A 17,745-nucleotide genomic window follows, 5' to 3' on the forward strand; every position below is an offset into this window, starting at 1 on the left:
TGTCCTAAAAAAGATGAATACAAAGCTCACTAATCCCTTATGCTATTGTGTTCCACTTTTCCTGGTGCCTGAACACGCATTGTCAATAAACGACTGAAATCATGAGAAGCCGAAAAGAAGTTGTTCGCCAGTTGGATCGTATCGATCGTAATATTCTCCGTACCCTGCAGGAGCAAGGGCGTATATCGTATGTAGAGCTGGCGGATAAGGTCGGGCTGAGTACGACGCCGTGTATGGAACGGGTCAAGCGCCTGGAAAGGGAAGGTATTATTCAGGGCTATTCTGCACGCCTGAACCCGAAGTATCTTCAGGCAGGGCTTCTTGTGTTTGTGGAAATCAGCCTCTATACCAAATCCGCTGACATTTTTGATGACTTCCGCAAAGCGGTCATCAAGCTGCCAAACGTGCTGGAGTGCCATCTGGTCTCTGGTCACTTCGACTATCTGGTCAAAGCCAGGATTTCAGAGATGGCCTCTTACCGCGAGTTGTTAGGGGATATTCTGCTGAAGTTGCCAGGGGTCAGGGAGTCCAAGAGCTATATCGTGATGGAAGAACTCAAGGAAACGCTCAGCCTGCCAATTGCAGATTAACCGTTACCTGGCTTGTTAAAGGTTGTTTGTGAGTGTTTGCTTCTGCTCTTATCGGCTTCAGAAAGGTATTTAACCTTCCTGAAGCTCGCCCGCTACCTGATAATCCCTTATGTAATAGTTCAATGCGACTTCGTCCTGGTCCTCGATACTGCGTAAAACAAAACCTGCGGCGAAATCAGCCTGTTCACTGACGGTTTGACACCAGACGCACTCGGCACTCATGGACACTCGATAAGCACCTTCCTGCGGCCCGGGCAGGATCAATGTGACATTCCGGGTTTCTGATGGCCTGACACCCCGATCGGTCAGGATGCTGAATCCTCCTTTTGAGACATCTTCAAGAATGCCGATAGACAGACCGGTGTCGTTATCCAGTACTTCTGCGGTTTTTTCCAGTGTTTTTCTGGGAAATCGACGCTTTTCTTGTTGTATTTGCGACATTTTGGCCTCCATGGATTAGAGGGAAGGAAGAACTAAGTTATCACCTTTTGTTTTCAAAATGCATCTTTTACCTGTTTTGCCAAAACAGGTTTTTATGAAAACGTGCTTTATGGATGGTGAGATTTTCAGTCAATTAGTTGATTTAAATAGCGGCCAATGGCGGCAGAGCATGACGTTTCCTAAAACTTATTGACTGTTGACAATAGGGCTTAACTTCCTCTGTAATCGAATAAGGCGTTATCAGAAAGCCTGGTTGTTGATAGAGCTTAAACCGCTGAATGTGATGAAAGTTCTACCCTGTAAAACAACAATAAATAGCCACGTCTGTCAGCTTGCCCTAACCCCGGGATGCCGATAGACAGGGCACTAAACCAGAGCCTGCTGCTCTGCAACATACGGAGGGATCCCGTCATGTTCAGACAGATTGCCGAGGCACGAATCAACGATCTTCATTGTAAATTTGATGAAGAGTCCGGCCTCAAATCCGTCATCGCTATTCACAGTACCCGCAGAGGGCCAGCCCTCGGTGGATGTCGAATCATTCCTTATTCTTCCTCTGACGAAGCCATCACGGATGCCATTCGCCTTGCCCGTGGTATGAGCTACAAATCAGCACTGGCTGGCCTGGATCTCGGGGGTGGCAAAGCGGTCATTATGGAACCGGAAGGTGACTATGACCGAACCGCGCTTTTCAAAGCGTTCGGGCGTTTTCTCAATGAGCTTGGCGGTCGTTATGCAACGGCTATGGACAGTGGCACAACGGTGGCGGATATGGACACCATTGCTACTCAGTCAGCCCATGTGACCTGTACTTCATCCGGTGGCAGCCCGGCACCTTTTACCGCTGAAGGGGTTTATTATGGCGTGCTTGCCTGCCTTAAAGCCCATCCCTCCCTGCCAGATAATCTGAAAGGTTTAAGGGTCGCTGTGCAAGGGCTGGGTAATGTTGGCTATGCCCTTTGTCAGCGACTGTTTAACGATGGGGCACAATTGATTGTTGCCGATATCAATCAGGATCGTGTTGATCAGTGTGTCCGGGAGTTCGGTGCCAAAGTGGTGGCACCGGATGACATATATTCGGTGCCCTGCGATCTGTTCAGCCCCTGTGGCCTTGGCGGCGTCCTCAATAGCGACACCATTGGCAAGTTACAGTGTGCTGCTGTTGCCGGCTCAGCCAATAACCAGCTACTGACGGAGGAAGACGGTATTGCCCTCTTCGACCGCAACATTCTCTTTGCCCCGGACTACCTGATTAATTCCGGTGGATTGATTTTTGTCACCATGACTTACCTGCAAAGCAGTCAGAGTGATATGCACCGGCGCCTTCGTGGCATTCATGACACCCTGTTAGAAATTTTCAGCCGACAGAATCAGGCCGGGTTACCTGCCAGTGTTATTGCTGACCAGATGGCAGAAGCCATTGTGCATGGTGATAACCCTTCACAATTGACGGCATAGGGAGAAAAGAAATGGATTTAACAGCAAACCCTTCCCTCGCCATGGCGCAGTTTCTGGATGCTGAAGGCGAAGTCATCAAACGACTGCCAGCCTGGGTCAGTAATCACGACATTCTCATTGATTACTACCGTTCCATGGTGATCGCCCGGCAGGCCGATCAAAAAGCGGTGGCATTGCAGCGGACCGGTAAGATGGGCACTTACCCTTCCTGTCTTGGACAGGAAGCCATCAGCACCGTGTGTGCTGCCCTGCTGGAAAAAGAAGATGTTCTGATTCCTTATTACCGGGATCTTCCCGGGTTGATGCGACGAGGCATCGCTCTGAGTGATGTCATGCTCTACTGGGGTGGTGATGAGCGTGGGAGTGCCAGTCCGGCCTGGGGTCAGGATCTACCGAATTGTGTTCCCATTGCGACACAGGCTGGCCACGCGGCCGGTATCGCCACCGCCATTAAAATCCGCCATGAGGCCGGTGACCCGTTGCAAGTGGCCTTATGTGCACTGGGGGATGGCGCTACGTCGAAAGGCGATTTTGGCGAAGCCCTGAACCTGGCCGGTGCCTGGCAGCTGCCCGTGGTTTATATCATTAACAACAATCAGTGGGCGATTTCGGTTCCCAGAAAAATTCAGTCCGGTGCACCGACGCTGGCCCAGAAAGGGCTGGCCGCTGGCCTGCCGTCTTACCAGGTTGATGGTAATGATGTTATTGCCCTCCATGAAGTGGTCAGCGCCGCTATTGACCGTGCACGCCAGGGTAAGGGCGCTACCGTGATAGAAGCGGTCAGCTATCGGCTTTGCGATCACACCACGGCCGATGACGCCAGCCGTTACCGTGCCAGTGACGAGCTCAAGGAGGCCTGGCAACAAGAACCCATCAAGCGGCTCCGTAACTTCCTGCACCACCGGGGGTTGTGGGATGAGCGCAAAGAACAGGCTTTAAAAGATGAGGCTGACCGTATCATTGAGCAGGCCGTGGCAACCTACCTGAACACTCCGCTGCCCGCTATTGAAGACCTGTTTGATTATCACTACGCGAATATGCCAGCCCAACTGGAGCAACAGAAAAACGAGGCGCTTGCCAGAGAACAGATGCGTCAGGAAAACATGAAATCAGCCGGAGGCCATCTCAATGGATAACAAACTGACCATGGTTGAGGCCGTCAACCTGGCGCTTGATCATGCTATGGACAATGATCCGGATGTTGTGTTGCTTGGCGAAGATATTGGGGTCAATGGTGGTGTCTTTCGGGCAACCCAGGGACTGCGGGATAAATATGGCCTCAAGCGAGTGATGGATACCCCGCTGGCGGAAACCCTGATTGCCGGTATCAGTGTGGGTATGGCTGCCCAGGGGATGAAACCGGTGGCGGAAATACAGTTTATGGGGTTTATTTTTCCGGCAATGGAACAATTAATCTGCCACGCAGCACGCATGAGAAACCGAACCCGGGGGCGGTTGGCGTGTCCCCTGGTGCTGCGGGCTCCTTTCGGCGGAGGTATCCACGCCCCGGAGCATCATTCGGAAAGCACCGAAGCACTGTTTGCCCATATTCCCGGGCTAAGAGTGGTTATTCCATCGTCACCGGTCAGAGCCTATGGATTGCTTCGTGCTGCCATTAATGAGCCGGATCCGGTTATCTTCCTGGAGCCAAAGCGCATCTACCGGGCAAGTAAGCAGATAATTGATGCTGCCAGTGACCCGCTGCCATTGGACACCTGTTTCACGTTAAAAGTCGGGCAGGATGTCACATTGGTCAGTTGGGGGGCATCGGTTCGTGAAACCATGGAGGCAGCCGACATTCTGGAGGGGCATGGCATTTTTGCAGAAGTGATTGATGTGGCTACCATCAAGCCTCTTGATATGGAGACTATTCTGACGTCAGTCAGAAAGACCGGACGCTGTGTCATTGTTCATGAAGCCTGTCGGAGTTTTGGTGTGGGGGCCGAGATTGCTGCCGGTCTTATGGAAAGGGCGTTTGATGATCTGAAGGCACCGGTTGAACGGGTGACCGGTTTTGATACGACAATGCCCTACTACAGGATGGAAGACCATTATCTGCCTCAGGTCGATGATATTGTCAGGGCATCGATCAAGAGTCTTGCCAGGCACTAATACATAGTTTCAATGAGTTTGACGGGTTGTCGTGCCTCCACACTCCGTTCGTCCTGAGCCTGTCGAAGGACCCATAGGGCCTAAAGGCGGAAACTCCGGCCTCTGATAGATCGTGCCAAGCACCCTTCGACTCCGCTCAGGGTGAACGGAGATTGTAAACGTCAAACTCATTGAAACGATGTACTAGGAACCTGTAGGACTGCAAAACCAGAAGCAGTCAGTATTTTTATAATAAAAAGGTACATTCATGCGCTTTTTCAATTTACCCGATTTAGGGGAAGGTATTCCTGAAGCCGATATTGTCGAATGGCATGTGGGAGAAGGGGATAGCATCAGGGAAGATCAGCCGATGGTCTCAGTCGAAACAGCCAAAGCCGTTGTGGAAGTTCCTGCACCCTGCACCGGAGTGATCGCCCGTCTTTGTGGCCAACCCGGTGACACTATTCTTACCGGAGCCCCGCTGGTGGAGTTTGTCACCGATGGGGAAGATAGCGGTACGGTAGTCGGCAAACTGGTCAGTGATGATGCCAGCACCAGTAGCGATGATGCTTTTATTATTGGCTCACCAGCGGATGGCCAGATGCCACCGTCGTCTTCATCGCACATGGTTCAAAGTGGACTTCAATCACTGGCTGAGCAATTCCAGGTGGATCTGGGTGCTGTCACAAATCGTAGAACCGCTGCACAACCTGCCATTGCCTATCCCCTGGACAATCCAGAGCCATTGAAAGGTGTCCGCAAGCATATGGCCCGCACCATGGCAAAATCTCATGCTTCCGTCGTTCAGGTAACGCTGTTTGATGATGTGGATATTGATCATTGGGATGATAAAGAAGACATCACTGTTCGTCTGATTCAGGCAATTGCCAAAGCCAGTGCCGTGGAGCCTGCGCTTAATGCCTGGTTTGATGGCGCTTCCATGAGCCGTCAGCTTCATGATGCTGTTGACCTGGGCCTGGCGGTAGATAGTGACGAGGGACTACTCGTTCCGGTGATGCGTGATGTGGCAAAAATGAAGAAAGCAGAAGTACGAGAGAGTATCAATAAGCTCAGGGAAGGGGTGAAAGACAGAAGTCTGCCAAACTCAGAGCTTCAGGGTGCAACCATCACGTTAAGTAATTTTGGTGTCTTTGCCGGAAAATACGCGACACCGGTTGTTGTGCCGCCAACCGTTTGTATCATCGGTGTTGGCCGGTTAAGGGAAGAAATCGTCAGCGTTGATGGCAAGCCTGAGAGCCACCGTACCCTGCCTTTGTCACTGTCGTTTGATCACCGCGCAGCAACGGGTGGTGAAGCAACACGTTTCCTCCATGCAATGATTCAACAGTTGCAGAAGTAGTCAAAAATCCACATTATAAATTCTGGGGCAAGAAAAAATGCGCTATCACTTTGCGGTTAAAAACGCAGGGTTGTTTTGATAGTGCCACGCTTGTCGGGCAGCTTTTCCAAGGCTAAGTGCGAGACCACCAGAAGTTGTGAGCGATGAAGAATAATATCTCTGCCAGCATGCTGCAAGGAAGTCCGTTGTTATAAGTTGTTATGAAAAGTGCATCAATGTAGGCCAGATTTTTTCGACTGAATGTTCGTATCCCGCTTTTGCCGGTCATGACACCGAGTTCTCTGGTTTGTCGGACGGGCATTATATGCCACCTTTTTCTATAGCATTGTTGATCAGCATGAACTGCTTTTCTGGCATTCATAGCTACTCAATAAAAGTTATAAAAAAATGTGGTCAAAGTTCTGACTCTGCCGATAGCGTAATTGAGAAGGATAAGCTTCCAGATGAGCTATCGGTCAAACGTTCCTGGTCGTTGTTCAGGAATTCAAGCAGACAAAGGTGGGTGAAGGCATGGACATCTTCAATACATATCAGCAGAGATTTCAATCAACCCAGCAGGAAGAGCTGACCATCGAAGAGTATCTGGCACTGTGCAGGCAGGATTCTTCTGCCTATGCCAATGCGGCAGAGCGCATGCTTATGGCCATTGGTGAGCCGGAGATGGTGGATACCTCAAGGGACCCAAGGCTCAGTCGTATATTTTCCAATAAACTGATTAAGCGTTATCCGGCATTCCGTGAATTTTATGGAATGGAAGAGGCGATTGAGCAAATCGTTTCCTACTTTATGCACGCTGCCCAGGGGCTGGAAGAGAAGAAACAGATACTTTACCTTCTGGGGCCAGTGGGTGGTGGTAAGTCTTCTCTGGCAGAAAAGCTGAAGGCATTGATGGAGAAAGTCCCATTCTATGCAATCAAAGGTTCACCGGTTTTTGAGTCACCTCTGAATCTGTTTAATCCTGATGAAGATGCCGACATTCTGGAAAAAGAATATGGCATTCCCAATCGTTACCTGGGCGGCATCATGTCACCCTGGGCGGTTAAGCGGTTAAATGAGTTTGGCGGTGATATCACCAAGTTCAGAGTGGTGAAGCTGCATCCCAGTATTCTGAATCAAGTGGGTATTGCCAAGACCGAACCCGGCGATGAGAACAACCAGGATATATCCAGCCTTGTGGGCAAGGTGGATATACGACAGTTGGAAGAATACTCTCAGGATGACCCGGATGCCTACAGCTTCTCTGGCGCACTCTGCCGTGCCAATCAGGGCATGATGGAGTTTGTGGAAATGTTCAAGGCACCCATCAAGGTACTCCACCCGCTGCTGACCGCGACCCAGGAAGGTAACTACAACAGTACCGAAGGCATGGGTGCCATTCCTTATAACGGTATTATTCTTGCCCACTCCAATGAATCCGAGTGGCAATCATTCCGGAATAATAAGACCAATGAAGCCTTTATTGACCGGGTGAACATCGTCAAGGTGCCTTACTGCACCCGGGTGACGGAAGAGATTCATATATATGAAAAGCTGCTGGCTAATAGCTCACTCAAGGAATCCCCCTGTGCACCGGATACCTTGAAAATGCTGGCCAAGTTTACCGTCCTGTCGCGCATCAAGGAGCCGGAAAATTCCAATGTGTATTCCAAGATGCGGATCTATGATGGTGAAAACCTGAAAGATACCGACCCCAATGCCAAGCCGCTGCAGGAGTACAAGGATTCAGCGGGTGTTGATGAGGGCATGGAAGGTTTGTCTACCCGTTTTGCTTTCAAGATTCTTTCCAAGGTATTCAACTTTGACCCTACGGAAATTGCCGCTAACCCCGTGCACATGCTCTACGTACTGGAGCAGCAGATTGAGCAGCAGCAGTATCCGAAAGAGGTGCATGAGCGTTATCTGCGCTATGTGAAAGAGTTCCTGGCACCCAAATACATTGAGTCTCTGGGCAAAGAGATTCAGACCGCCTATCTTGAGTCTTACTCCGAGTATGGGCAGAACATTTTTGACCGATACATCACCTATGCTGACTTCTGGATTCAGGATCAGGAGTACCGTGACCCTGAAACCGGTGATATTCTCGACCGCTCGGCCATCAATGATGAGCTGGAGAAAATCGAGAAAGCGGCCAGTATCGCCAATCCAAAAGATTTCCGTAACGAAGTCGTTAATTTCGTGCTCAGGGCCAGGGCCAATCACAATGGCCAAAACCCGAGCTGGCTCAGCTACGAAAAAATGCGCACCGTGATTGAGAAGAAAATGTTCTCCAATACGGAAGACCTGCTTCCGGTGATCTCATTCAATGCCAAAGGCAGCCAGGAAGATCAGCGCAAGCACAATGAGTTTGTTAAGCGCATGGTAGAGAGAGGGTATACCGAGAAACAGGTCAGGTTACTGGCTGAATGGTATATCCGGGTGCGCAAGTCGCAGTAACTGCCGTCCGGGTAGAGAGGCAGGGCGAATGGATTCTCGCCCTGTTTGTCATAAAGGACACACAAGGAGCGTGTTCATGAGTATTATTATCGATCGACGGTTGAATGGAAAAAACAAAAGTACCGTCAATCGCCAGCGGTTTCTTGAGAGATATAAGAAGCACATCAAGAAAGCAGTGTCTGATGCTGTGAATAAACGCTCCATTACTGATGTGGTTTCTGGCAGCGAAGTCACCATTCCCCGAAAAGATCTTTCTGAGCCGGTATTCCGGCACGGTCAGGGTGGGCGTTATAAGCAGGTTCATCCGGGCAACAAGGAGTTTGTCAGTGGTGATCGTATCAAGCGGCCATCAGGCGGCAGTGGCTCCGGAAGCGGTAAGGGCAAGGCTGGCAACAGCGGCGAAGGGATGGATGAATTCAGCTTCCAGATAAATCATGATGAGTTCCTGGAGCATATGTTTGATAACCTTGAGCTGCCAAACCTGGTTCGGAAGCAGCTGGAGGATATGACGGAATTCAAGATTCGACAGGCAGGGTATACGACAGCAGGCTCTCCGGACCGCCTGAATGTGGTGCGCTCCCTGCGTTCAGCCCATGCCCGGCGTATTGCCTTATCCGGTGGTGATCGCCGGGAGATACGGGCACTGAAAAAAGAGCTCCGGGAAATGGAAGTCAGCCCGGATGAAACGGACCAGCAACGAGTTGTTGAATTAAGAGAACGGATAAAAGAGCTCAATGCCAAGCTGAAAAGACTACCATTTATTGATGACTTTGACCTGAAATACAACAACATGGTCAAAGTGCCTTCGCCCAGTAATAAGGCCGTGATGTTTTGTGTGATGGATGTGTCCGGATCCATGACTCAGGACATCAAAGACATGGCCAAGCGCTTCTTTATTCTGCTCTATCTGTTTTTGCAGCGTAATTATAAAGAGATTGAAGTGGTCTTTATCCGTCATCATACAGCCGCTAAAGAAGTGGATGAGGATGACTTTTTCTATTCCAGGGAAACCGGGGGAACCATTGTTTCCAGTGCCCTGGAAATGACCCGTGATGTGATCAACAAGCGTTACAGCCCGGTGGACTGGAATATCTATGTTGCCCAGGCATCGGACGGTGATAACTGGGAAGGAGATTCCAGTGTCTGCACCAAGATTCTCACCGAGCAGATTATGCAGAAGGTTCAGTATTACTGTTATGTGGAAATCACCGACCGTGCCCACCAGAATTTATGGCGTGAGTACCAGAGTGTAGCGGAGAAGTTTAAAGATCACTTTGCCATGCAGCAGATTAAATCGCCCAGTGATATTTACCCGGTTTTCCGTAAACTGTTTGAAAAAAAGGAAAATGCATGAGCAGCCAGTTGATTTCCAGTGAACCGGAGTGGACGTTTGAGCTAATTCAGGAATACGACAGGGAACTGGCCCGTCTTGCTGATCGCTTCCGCCTTGAAACCTACCCGAATCAAATTGAGATTATCAGCTCTGAACAGATGATGGATGCCTATGCCTCAACGGGTATGCCATTAATGTATAACCACTGGAGTTTTGGTAAACACTTTCTTCATACCCAGCAAAACTACCAACGGGGCAGAATGGGGCTGGCCTATGAAATTGTGATCAACTCAAATCCCTGCATTGCCTATTTAATGGAAGAAAATACCATGACCATGCAGGCACTGGTATTAGCCCATGCCAGCTATGGTCATAATTCATTCTTTAAAGGGAACTATCTGTTTCAAACCTGGACCGATGCCGAGTCCATTATCGACTACCTGTTATTTGCTAAACATTATATTGCACAATGTGAAGAGAAGTATGGCATTGAGGCGGTCGAGGAAATACTCGACGCCTGCCATGCATTAATGAATCAGGGGGTGAATCGATATAAACGGCCCCGGCCCTTATCCGCTGAGCAGGAACAGGCCCGGCAGGAAGAGAGGGCGGAGTATATCCAGAGGACTCTGAACGACATTTGGACCACCATTCCAAAGGTTGAGAAAGATGAGCAGGAACAGGAAGAGCGCTTTCCTAAAGACCCGGAAGAAAACCTGCTCTACTTCCTGGAAAAGAATGCACCGTTATTGGAAACCTGGCAGCGGGAGCTGTTGCGAATAGCCAGAAAAATTGCCCAATACTACTACCCTCAGAAACAGACTCAGGTGATGAATGAGGGGTGGGCCTGTTTCTGGCATTACCACCTTCTGCATGAGCTATACAATGAGGGCAAGGTGTCCGATGGTTTTATGCTGGAGTTTCTTCACTCCCATTCCAGTGTTATCTATCAGCCGCCTTTTGATAGCCCGCAATACAGTGGTATCAATCCATACACCCTCGGCTTCAATATGTTTATGGATATTCGTCGTATTTGTGAAAACCCTACCGATGAAGACCGGGAGTGGTTTCCGGATATTGCCGGCAGCGACTGGCTGGATACTGTGCACTTTGCCATGAAAAACTTTAAGGATGAAAGCTTTATCCTGCAGTTTCTGTCACCCAAAGTGATGCGAGATTTAAGACTGTTTTCAATTCTGGATGATGAGTCCCGCACTTATCTTGAGGTGGACAGTATTCACGATGAAACAGGCTATAAAGCCATCCGTGAGTCACTGGCCGCTCAGTATAACCTCGGCAATCGGGAACCAAACATTCAGGTTTATAATGTCAATATCCGGGGTGACCGCATGCTGACCCTCCGTCATTACCAGCATGAAGGTCGGCCATTGGGAAAAGAGACCGATGAGCTGTTGAAGCATATACACCGGATCTGGCAGTTTGATGTGGAGATTGAGTCGTTTGAAAATGGCGCAGTCACTCAAAGCTGGCAGTGCAGTGAGAATAAGAAACGCAAATAAACGTCGATTGAATGCTGGTACGCTTACGGTAAATATTAAGCAACTATCCATTAATTTTTGAACCACAAAGGACACAAAGAGCACAAAGGAAAAGAAAAGCTCTTCTTCGTGCTCTTTGTGTCCTTTGTGGTTCCCATTCAACATGATCCATATCGGAGTTATACAACTTATTCCTTTTGATCAAAAAAACAACCTGCCTGATTTTGGATTAATAAACTGACAGTTTTTACTATCAGTGATTCACATTATTTTTAAAATTTATATAATGGTACTTCCATCTAAAAAAATCTTGCTGTATAAAGTTCATCGAATTGAACATCTTTATTCCTAAGTAGGAAGTTCTATCAAGACCAAGGAGTCGTAGAGTAAATGAATATTTTTGAAGAAGTTCTGCATCGCCTCAGCAGCAAAACCCGTATTCGCTCACTGTTTAAAGATGTACACGCGGAAGATCTGGAGCGCATCATTTCCCGTCTGAACGATGTGCTGACTGAGAAGCAGGAAGCGCGTGCCAAAGACGAAGAAAAGCGTAAGAAGAAGCAGGAAAGCATTGAAGCCATCAAGCAGATTATGGCTGACCGTGGTGTTTCCATGAATGATCTGGGTGTGGGTAATCTGGAACCGGAAGAGACAGTACAGAAGCGTCGCAGAAACATTCAAAAGTACACTTTTGAATACGAGAACGAAGCGGGTGAGCGCATTAAGTGGGAAGGTGCTACTACTGGCCGTCTGCCACGTGATTTCCAGGCGTACCTGGAGCGTACTGGCAAGAAGCGTCTGGACTGCGCTCTGGAACAGATCGAAGAGTAAGTTTTATTCGCTCTGAATAAAAAAGGGTCTTGCAGACCCTTTTTTATTTTCTATTTTGGCAAATACGGCGTTAATATCACCATTTCCGGAAAGATCGTGTTCAACCGGCATGCTATACGTTGACGACGTTGGCTTGCTTGATTCTCGACAGGGGAAAGTGACATATAAAACGACTGCCTTTTCCCGGATGACTACTGATACTGATACGACCTTCATGCCTTAATAACACATGTTTTACAATCGCCAGTCCAAGACCGGTCCCCCCTGTGGCATGACTGCGGCTCTTATCCACCCGATAAAAACGCTCAGTCAGTCTTGGAATATGAACGGGGTCAATGCCAACACCATTGTCCTGAACCATCAGGTGTCCACCTTCCTGATCCTGCCACCACTTCACCTGCACCTTTCCTCCAGACGGGGTATAGCGGATAGCGTTATAAACCAGGTTAGAAAAGGCACTGCGCAGCTCCACGGCATCACCCGTTAATAAGGCATCATCGTCGCATTCAAGTTGTAACTGGTGCTGATTTTCACCGCTCAATGCTTTGGCGTCGTTAACGATACCTGCAAGCAGAGACTTAAGCGTCACTGACTGACTTATTCTTTCCGGTTCCGTCGCTTCAAGCCGTGAAAGTAACAAAAGATCCTCAATCAGTCGCTGCATTCTGGTTGCCTGCTCCTGCATTTGACCAAGGGCACGATTAAAGATGGGCGGTGTATCCGGATTCATTGCTATACCGTCACTCATGGTCTCCAGGTAACCGGAAATCACGGTTAGAGGTGTTCTCAATTCATGGGAAACATTGGCAACAAAATCGGTTCTCATGATTTCAAGCTGATGCAACCGGCTGACATCCCTGACCAATAGAAGTCGATTGCCCTGCCCATAAACGGTAATGGCTATTTGAAGCTGTCGGCTCTCATGCACCGGTGAATCGATCTTAATGGGCTCTTTGCCGTGGCTATTGTTCATATAGCGGGCAAATTTTGGATTTCTGACCAGGTTTGTCAGGAGCTGTCCCTGGTCATCGGGCATTTGCAGGCCCAGTAACTCTCCGGCGGCACGGTTCCACCACTCAAGGGAACCATTCTGGTCGGCCATGACGATTCCGTCGTTTAATGCTGCCGTTGAATCCTGTATGCGTTCTATCACGCTGGCAAGTCGCTGTTTTGAGCGGTTGTGTTTGCGCTGAATTCTATAAATACCGTCAAAGATCTCACCCCATACGCCTGTGCTTTCCGGGGGATCCAGCTCTTTGTGGGCAGCCTTATCAAGCCATATCAGCAATCGGTGCAGTTGCTGGTGGCTCCAGAGAAGGTAGAATAATGTGGCAAGAAAAAGCCCCAGAAAAATCCGGTCCGCCAGCCAGCCGACCAGCAGCCCGATGGCAAGCATTGACACTATTCGACCAGTAAACCAGGATCGGGCAGAGGTGGTCACAGGCAGTTCCGCAGTTTGTTGAGCTTATGGTGATTGATCCTGACCATCATTCTTATGTCATCAGGTGGTGATGAGGAAAACGTCACTGAAGCCATTTTCATTGAATTCCAGCATTCTACGCTTTAGTGGAAAAACGGTAGCCAGTACCTCTGACGGTTTGAATGTAATTCTCATAGCCACTGCCCAGCGCTTTTCTCAGGCGGCGAATATGGACATCCACCGTTCTCTCTTCAACATACACATTGCCACCCCAGACCTGGTCAAGCAACTGCCCACGGGAATAGGCTCGCTCCTGATGAGTCAGGAAGAACTGCAGCAGCCGGTATTCCGTTGGCCCCATTTCGGCCGGGTTGCCATCAATACTGACCCGGTGGCTGACAGGGTCCAGTTCCAGTCCTTTGACGACGATAGCCGACTGTTCGTCCATTCCATGAGTTCTGCGCAGTACGGCCTTAAGTCGGGCAGCGAGCTCGCGGGGGGAGAAAGGCTTGGTGATGTAATCATCCGCACCGGTTTCCAGCCCCTGGATTTTATGGTCTTCTTCCCCTTTGGCGGTCAACATAATGATCGGAATTTCTGCTGTCAGCTGGTCACGCTTAAGTCGTCTGGCCAGTTCGATACCCGAGATATCCGGTAGCATCCAGTCCAGAAGGATCAAATCGGGTCGGTTATCCACCACCAGTGAGTGCGCCTGCTTTGCATCAGCTGCTTCCAGGCACTGATAACCAGCCATTTCCAGCGCCATAGCGACCATTTCCCTGATGGGTGCTTCATCATCCACAATTAGAATTGTTTTGCCAGACATGAGAATACCCCGGGGTTGAATGAGAGAAGATTGCTTTGGTAACCGTTTATCTTTATGACAGGTATTACAGCGAGGGAATGTTACAGAAAAATGACGTTGATGAAAATTTGATGGACTTTTTGCGGGTTGTCCAACCCATGAGTTACTGTTTTCCCGTCGTTGAAGTGATAAAGGGGAGGTGAAGGTTGAGCGCTTTCGGCTCAACCTTCAAATTCAGGTGTTTCAGTCAGTCATCACAGAGAACAGACCAGACCGAGAAATATGGCGGCACCAACCCAATGATTAGAAAGAAAGGCTTTGAAACAAGGATCCCTTTCACGGTTGCGGGTTAACCATTGCTGGTGGGTAAAACCTGCGGCGGCGGCAACAAGGCTGACATAGAATGGCCAGGCTAATTCCAGCTGTAAACCCAGCATCAGCAGGGCTATCAGGGTAAACGTCTGAAAACAGGCAATAATCAGATTATCCATTTCGCCAAATAAAATGGCGGTGGACTTAATGCCGATCTGCAGATCATCATCTCGGTCCACCATGGCATACTGGGTATCGTAGGCGACAGTCCATAACAGATTGGCGATAAACAACAGCCATGTCTGAGTGGTCAGTGTGTCGGCCTCGGCGGCAAATGCCATGGGGATGGACCAGCCAAATGCGGCACCCAATACCACTTGCGGCAGATACGTGTGTCGTTTGGCAAAAGGGTAGGCTGAGGCGAGTAGCAGGGCGGCAAAGGAGAGATAGATGGTCAGGGCATTGGTGGTCAACACCAGGAGAAAGGCCACGAAAAACAGGCTGGCGGCGTATATCAGGGCTTCTTTCGGGGTTATCTTTCCGGTCACCAACGGACGTTGCCGGGTTCGTTTTACATGACCATCAAAATGTCGGTCAGCATAGTCATTAACAACACAGCCAGCGCTGCGGGTCAGCACCACCCCAAGAATGAAAACCACCAGATTACCAACAGAGGGTATGCCTTCGGCCGCGAGCCAGAGCGCCCAGAGTGTTGGCCATAGCAGTAGATAAATGCCAATGGGGCGATCAAGGCGAGCCAGTTGAATAAAGTCTTTCCAGCGTGGTACGTGCTGATCCAGCAGCTCTGCACATTTATCAGCGCCTGTTATCGATTGTATAAATTTCATCTGCGCCCTTGGAGTTCTGTGTTTTGGAAATATAGTCAGGGCCTTCCAGCCGACACATGTTTTGCCGATAAAAAAATGAGCACAGGCTGCCATGTGTCCAATATCTATGTAGTCTTGTCGGCCTACCAGAGCAAATTGCTTATAGCGGGAGACTATCATGTTTACAGAAGACTTACGCCCTCTTCAAGAACAACTTTTCAATCACTCCATCTACCAGAAAATTAACAGTGTGGAGACGTTGTCGGCCTTTATGGAAGCTCATGTATTTGCTGTATGGGATTTTATGTCGCTGGCGAAAAGATTGCAGCTTGAGTTTACTTCCATGCAGCTACCCTGGGTGCCAGTTACGGATGCCCCGTCTGCCCGCTTCATTAATGAAATTATTCTCTATGAAGAGACGGATAAGGATCTTCATGGCACGCCCATGAGTCATCTGGAAATGTATCTCGCTGCCATGAATGAAGTATCCGCGGATACCAGCAAAATCGAACAGGTAATTTATAGCATCAAGACAGGGGTTCCCTGGCAGCAGGCCCTGGTGGTTGCTGAGGTACCGGAATACATTCAGGCATTTGTTTCGGATACGCTGAAGATCGCCCAGTATGGTTCGTTACCGGAAGTGGCCAGTTATTTTCTTTTCGGCCGTGAAGATGCCATTCCGCAGATGTTTTCTTCCCTGTTGAATCATTGGGAAATCCCCCCGGCGTCCGTTCCTGCCATGACCTACTACCTTGAGAGACATATTGACCTTGATGGGAATGAGCATGGCCCGGCAGCAGAGAACCTGCTGAAACAGTCTATAAATGGGGACAAAACTGCCGAAGCATCGGCCGTTGCCAAGGCGAAAGAGGCTATTTCGGCACGAATAAGATTTTGGGATGGTCTTGAGAAGCAATTGGACAAAGTTACCGCTGGACAGGGGGCTGTTGACAAAGCAGAGCCTATACTACCCGGTTTTATCTGAGACCTATGTACGGGACAAAACCTGAAGCAGGGTCTGAAATCCAATCTGATCATTTTTTGAACCTTCGTTTTTCAAAACCCTGCGGAGCATGTCTATTCCCAGTCTGAACAGAGCTTTGGCTGGCCGCATATGCTTATTCAGAGGGAGTTCTTTCGCTTCACCATAATGCCAGTGACCAGCAATCAAACACCAGGCAAATGTCAATGCAAGCATGCCCATTAGCTTTTCCATGCGGTCTAGATCCGTCATGTGGGTAGACTTAAGATCAAAGCCTCGACTTTTCAGGCAACCAAACAGCGTTTCTATCGACCAACGCTTAAAGTAGTCCTCAATCATGGTGTCTGGTTTCTGGGTTGCCACGACAATTAAAAGCCCCTTGATTGTGCGCCTTGCAGCAATATACAGATAAATACCTGAGACTTTGCGTTTGCTGTGCCAGGTCACTGTCTGGTCAAGCTTTATGTTCCAAAATAATTGTGCGGCTTTGATATTCTTGCCACAGTTACCCAGTACAGTAGTGCTTTCCTTGATTCGCAGTCGACAGACGATGCCCTGATTGTCCAGCCATTTGAACCAGTCACGGCCAATGAATTCACGATCAGCAAGTAGCTCATCTATCTTATCCGCTGGAATCAATTTCAGGGTTCGCTCCATGCAGAGTGTGTATCTGTCGAGATTCAGCCAGTGAAGTATCAGTTTACCCAGCTGCTCATAACAGTAGGTGTAACCGGCAAAAAAGCGCTTTATGCGGCGATAGCTTGATTCTGCCTGAGACTGACCTTGGAACTCTTCTGCCACACGATAAAGATTGCATGAGCGCCCACGTATCAAGCCGAGAATGAATTGTGCAAGAAATATAATCCGGGCTTGATGCCAGGGCAGATGAGCTTTAAGCTCCTTGGCTAATGAGCTGACTTCTTCCATGTACTTCTACTACGATAATCTGTTCGGAGGTTAGAGACCGCATAGATTACCTTACATGGGAAGTCAGCTCATCCCATCTAAACTCTTGCCAGCTCTGGCCTCCAGATTTTTTGTCCCGTACATAGGTTTCTCGGTTCATTGAATATAGTCACGACATTTCGGAGAATCATAACCGTAACCAGGCCAGCAATTCCCGCAAAAAATAGAAAAATGAAGATTTTCCGTAGCTTCTCAAAAACTGCTGGGTAACCAAACTACCAAGTATCTAAAGCCCTTGGTAATCACCGATACAGTACTATTGTTTTGTATATTTTTATCGGTTCCCAGCACTTTTTGAGAAGCTACGATTTTCCCTTAATTGTTTTATTGATTTTTTAGACACAACCAGAACCATCAGAAAAAAAACTGATCAATAGGTTAATTTAAATACACTGAA

At 48.9% G+C, this 17,745-nt stretch carries 15 protein-coding genes; 10 read left to right on the top strand and 5 right to left on the bottom strand.

Annotated features, from left to right (window positions below; all coding sequences use genetic code 11):
- The first annotated feature begins 101 nt into the window (after positions 1 to 101).
- Positions 102 to 590 (top strand): leucine-responsive transcriptional regulator Lrp, encoded by a 489-nt coding sequence (gene lrp / locus ACO6UY_RS17550; RefSeq protein WP_020582577.1) that lies wholly within the window; start codon positions 102 to 104, stop codon positions 588 to 590.
- 69 nt (positions 591 to 659) lie between these two features.
- On the opposite strand, the gene ACO6UY_RS17555 is transcribed toward lrp, so the two are convergent.
- Entirely contained in the window at positions 660 to 1,031 is a 372-nt protein-coding gene (locus ACO6UY_RS17555) for a PilZ domain-containing protein (RefSeq protein ID WP_163371993.1), read from the bottom strand.
- Positions 1,032 to 1,442: 411 nt separating this feature from the next.
- On the opposite strand from ACO6UY_RS17555, the gene ACO6UY_RS17560 reads away from it, so the two are divergent.
- The 8 genes from ACO6UY_RS17560 to ACO6UY_RS17595 all read left to right on the top strand — a co-directional run bounded on the left by ACO6UY_RS17560 (position 1,443) and on the right by ACO6UY_RS17595 (position 12,036).
- Positions 1,443 to 2,489, top strand: coding sequence for a Leu/Phe/Val dehydrogenase (locus ACO6UY_RS17560; RefSeq protein ID WP_422490774.1), 1,047 nt, complete (start codon positions 1,443 to 1,445; stop codon positions 2,487 to 2,489).
- 11 nt (positions 2,490 to 2,500) lie between these two features.
- Complete coding sequence (gene pdhA, locus ACO6UY_RS17565) at positions 2,501 to 3,625, top strand: pyruvate dehydrogenase (acetyl-transferring) E1 component subunit alpha (protein WP_422490775.1); 1,125 nt, start codon at positions 2,501 to 2,503, stop codon at positions 3,623 to 3,625.
- Positions 3,618 to 4,601 (top strand): alpha-ketoacid dehydrogenase subunit beta, encoded by a 984-nt coding sequence (locus ACO6UY_RS17570; protein ID WP_209203214.1) that lies wholly within the window; start codon positions 3,618 to 3,620, stop codon positions 4,599 to 4,601. Before pdhA ends, ACO6UY_RS17570 begins: the two co-directional genes overlap by 8 nt.
- Positions 4,602 to 4,848: 247 nt before the next feature.
- Positions 4,849 to 5,940 (top strand): dihydrolipoamide acetyltransferase family protein, encoded by a 1,092-nt coding sequence (locus tag ACO6UY_RS17575; RefSeq protein ID WP_422444035.1) that lies wholly within the window; start codon positions 4,849 to 4,851, stop codon positions 5,938 to 5,940.
- Between the two features lie 510 nt (positions 5,941 to 6,450).
- Positions 6,451 to 8,373, top strand: a complete 1,923-nt coding sequence (locus ACO6UY_RS17580; protein WP_101748262.1) for a PrkA family serine protein kinase — start codon at positions 6,451 to 6,453, stop codon at positions 8,371 to 8,373.
- 76 nt (positions 8,374 to 8,449) lie between these two features.
- Positions 8,450 to 9,727 (top strand): YeaH/YhbH family protein, encoded by a 1,278-nt coding sequence (locus tag ACO6UY_RS17585; protein ID WP_101748263.1) that lies wholly within the window; start codon positions 8,450 to 8,452, stop codon positions 9,725 to 9,727.
- Complete coding sequence (locus tag ACO6UY_RS17590; RefSeq protein ID WP_163371990.1) at positions 9,724 to 11,226, top strand: SpoVR family protein; 1,503 nt, start codon at positions 9,724 to 9,726, stop codon at positions 11,224 to 11,226. Before ACO6UY_RS17585 ends, ACO6UY_RS17590 begins: the two co-directional genes overlap by 4 nt.
- A gap of 369 nt (positions 11,227 to 11,595) precedes the next feature.
- On the top strand, positions 11,596 to 12,036 hold the full coding sequence (locus ACO6UY_RS17595) for an H-NS family nucleoid-associated regulatory protein (RefSeq protein WP_209277133.1): 441 nt from the start codon (positions 11,596 to 11,598) through the stop codon (positions 12,034 to 12,036).
- A gap of 112 nt (positions 12,037 to 12,148) precedes the next feature.
- Here the strand turns inward: ACO6UY_RS17595 and phoR are convergent, their stop codons facing one another.
- The 3 genes from phoR to ubiA form a co-directional block, all read right to left on the bottom strand.
- A complete protein-coding gene (gene phoR, locus ACO6UY_RS17600; protein ID WP_422490777.1) occupies positions 12,149 to 13,477 on the bottom strand; it encodes a phosphate regulon sensor histidine kinase PhoR in 1,329 nt (442 codons plus the stop codon).
- Between the two features lie 115 nt (positions 13,478 to 13,592).
- Entirely contained in the window at positions 13,593 to 14,282 is a 690-nt protein-coding gene (gene phoB, locus ACO6UY_RS17605) for a phosphate regulon transcriptional regulator PhoB (RefSeq protein ID WP_101748266.1), read from the bottom strand.
- A 233-nt stretch (positions 14,283 to 14,515) separates the two neighbouring features.
- Positions 14,516 to 15,421, bottom strand: a complete 906-nt coding sequence (gene ubiA, locus ACO6UY_RS17610; protein ID WP_422444027.1) for a 4-hydroxybenzoate octaprenyltransferase — start codon at positions 15,419 to 15,421, stop codon at positions 14,516 to 14,518.
- Positions 15,422 to 15,578: 157 nt separating this feature from the next.
- Here ubiA and ACO6UY_RS17615 point away from each other — a divergent pair, with 157 nt between their 5' ends.
- The gene (locus ACO6UY_RS17615; protein WP_422444025.1) at positions 15,579 to 16,385 is read left to right on the top strand and encodes a DUF3050 domain-containing protein; all 807 of its coding nucleotides are present in this window, start codon (positions 15,579 to 15,581) and stop codon (positions 16,383 to 16,385) included.
- Positions 16,386 to 16,388: 3 nt separating this feature from the next.
- Here ACO6UY_RS17615 and ACO6UY_RS17620 read toward each other — a convergent pair whose 3' ends face one another.
- Positions 16,389 to 17,309: a transposase gene (locus ACO6UY_RS17620; RefSeq protein WP_422444023.1), complete on the bottom strand. Its 921-nt coding sequence runs from the start codon at positions 17,307 to 17,309 to the stop codon at positions 16,389 to 16,391.
- Positions 17,310 to 17,745 lie beyond the last annotated feature (436 nt).

This window comes from Endozoicomonas sp. ALE010, assembly GCF_049310165.1.
Lineage (GTDB): Bacteria > Pseudomonadota > Gammaproteobacteria > Pseudomonadales > Endozoicomonadaceae > Endozoicomonas.

Coding starts and splice junctions, on each gene's coding strand:
- lrp (WP_020582577.1), top strand. CDS start 102: ATGAGAAGCCGAAAAGAAGTTGTTCGCCAGTTGGATCGTATCGATCGT.
- ACO6UY_RS17555 (WP_163371993.1), bottom strand. CDS start 1,031: ATGTCGCAAATACAACAAGAAAAGCGTCGATTTCCCAGAAAAACACTG.
- ACO6UY_RS17560 (WP_422490774.1), top strand. CDS start 1,443: ATGTTCAGACAGATTGCCGAGGCACGAATCAACGATCTTCATTGTAAA.
- pdhA (WP_422490775.1), top strand. CDS start 2,501: ATGGATTTAACAGCAAACCCTTCCCTCGCCATGGCGCAGTTTCTGGAT.
- ACO6UY_RS17570 (WP_209203214.1), top strand. CDS start 3,618: ATGGATAACAAACTGACCATGGTTGAGGCCGTCAACCTGGCGCTTGAT.
- ACO6UY_RS17575 (WP_422444035.1), top strand. CDS start 4,849: ATGCGCTTTTTCAATTTACCCGATTTAGGGGAAGGTATTCCTGAAGCC.
- ACO6UY_RS17580 (WP_101748262.1), top strand. CDS start 6,451: ATGGACATCTTCAATACATATCAGCAGAGATTTCAATCAACCCAGCAG.
- ACO6UY_RS17585 (WP_101748263.1), top strand. CDS start 8,450: ATGAGTATTATTATCGATCGACGGTTGAATGGAAAAAACAAAAGTACC.
- ACO6UY_RS17590 (WP_163371990.1), top strand. CDS start 9,724: ATGAGCAGCCAGTTGATTTCCAGTGAACCGGAGTGGACGTTTGAGCTA.
- ACO6UY_RS17595 (WP_209277133.1), top strand. CDS start 11,596: ATGAATATTTTTGAAGAAGTTCTGCATCGCCTCAGCAGCAAAACCCGT.
- phoB (WP_101748266.1), bottom strand. CDS start 14,282: ATGTCTGGCAAAACAATTCTAATTGTGGATGATGAAGCACCCATCAGG.
- ubiA (WP_422444027.1), bottom strand. CDS start 15,421: ATGAAATTTATACAATCGATAACAGGCGCTGATAAATGTGCAGAGCTG.
- ACO6UY_RS17615 (WP_422444025.1), top strand. CDS start 15,579: ATGTTTACAGAAGACTTACGCCCTCTTCAAGAACAACTTTTCAATCAC.
- ACO6UY_RS17620 (WP_422444023.1), bottom strand. CDS start 17,309: ATGGAAGAAGTCAGCTCATTAGCCAAGGAGCTTAAAGCTCATCTGCCC.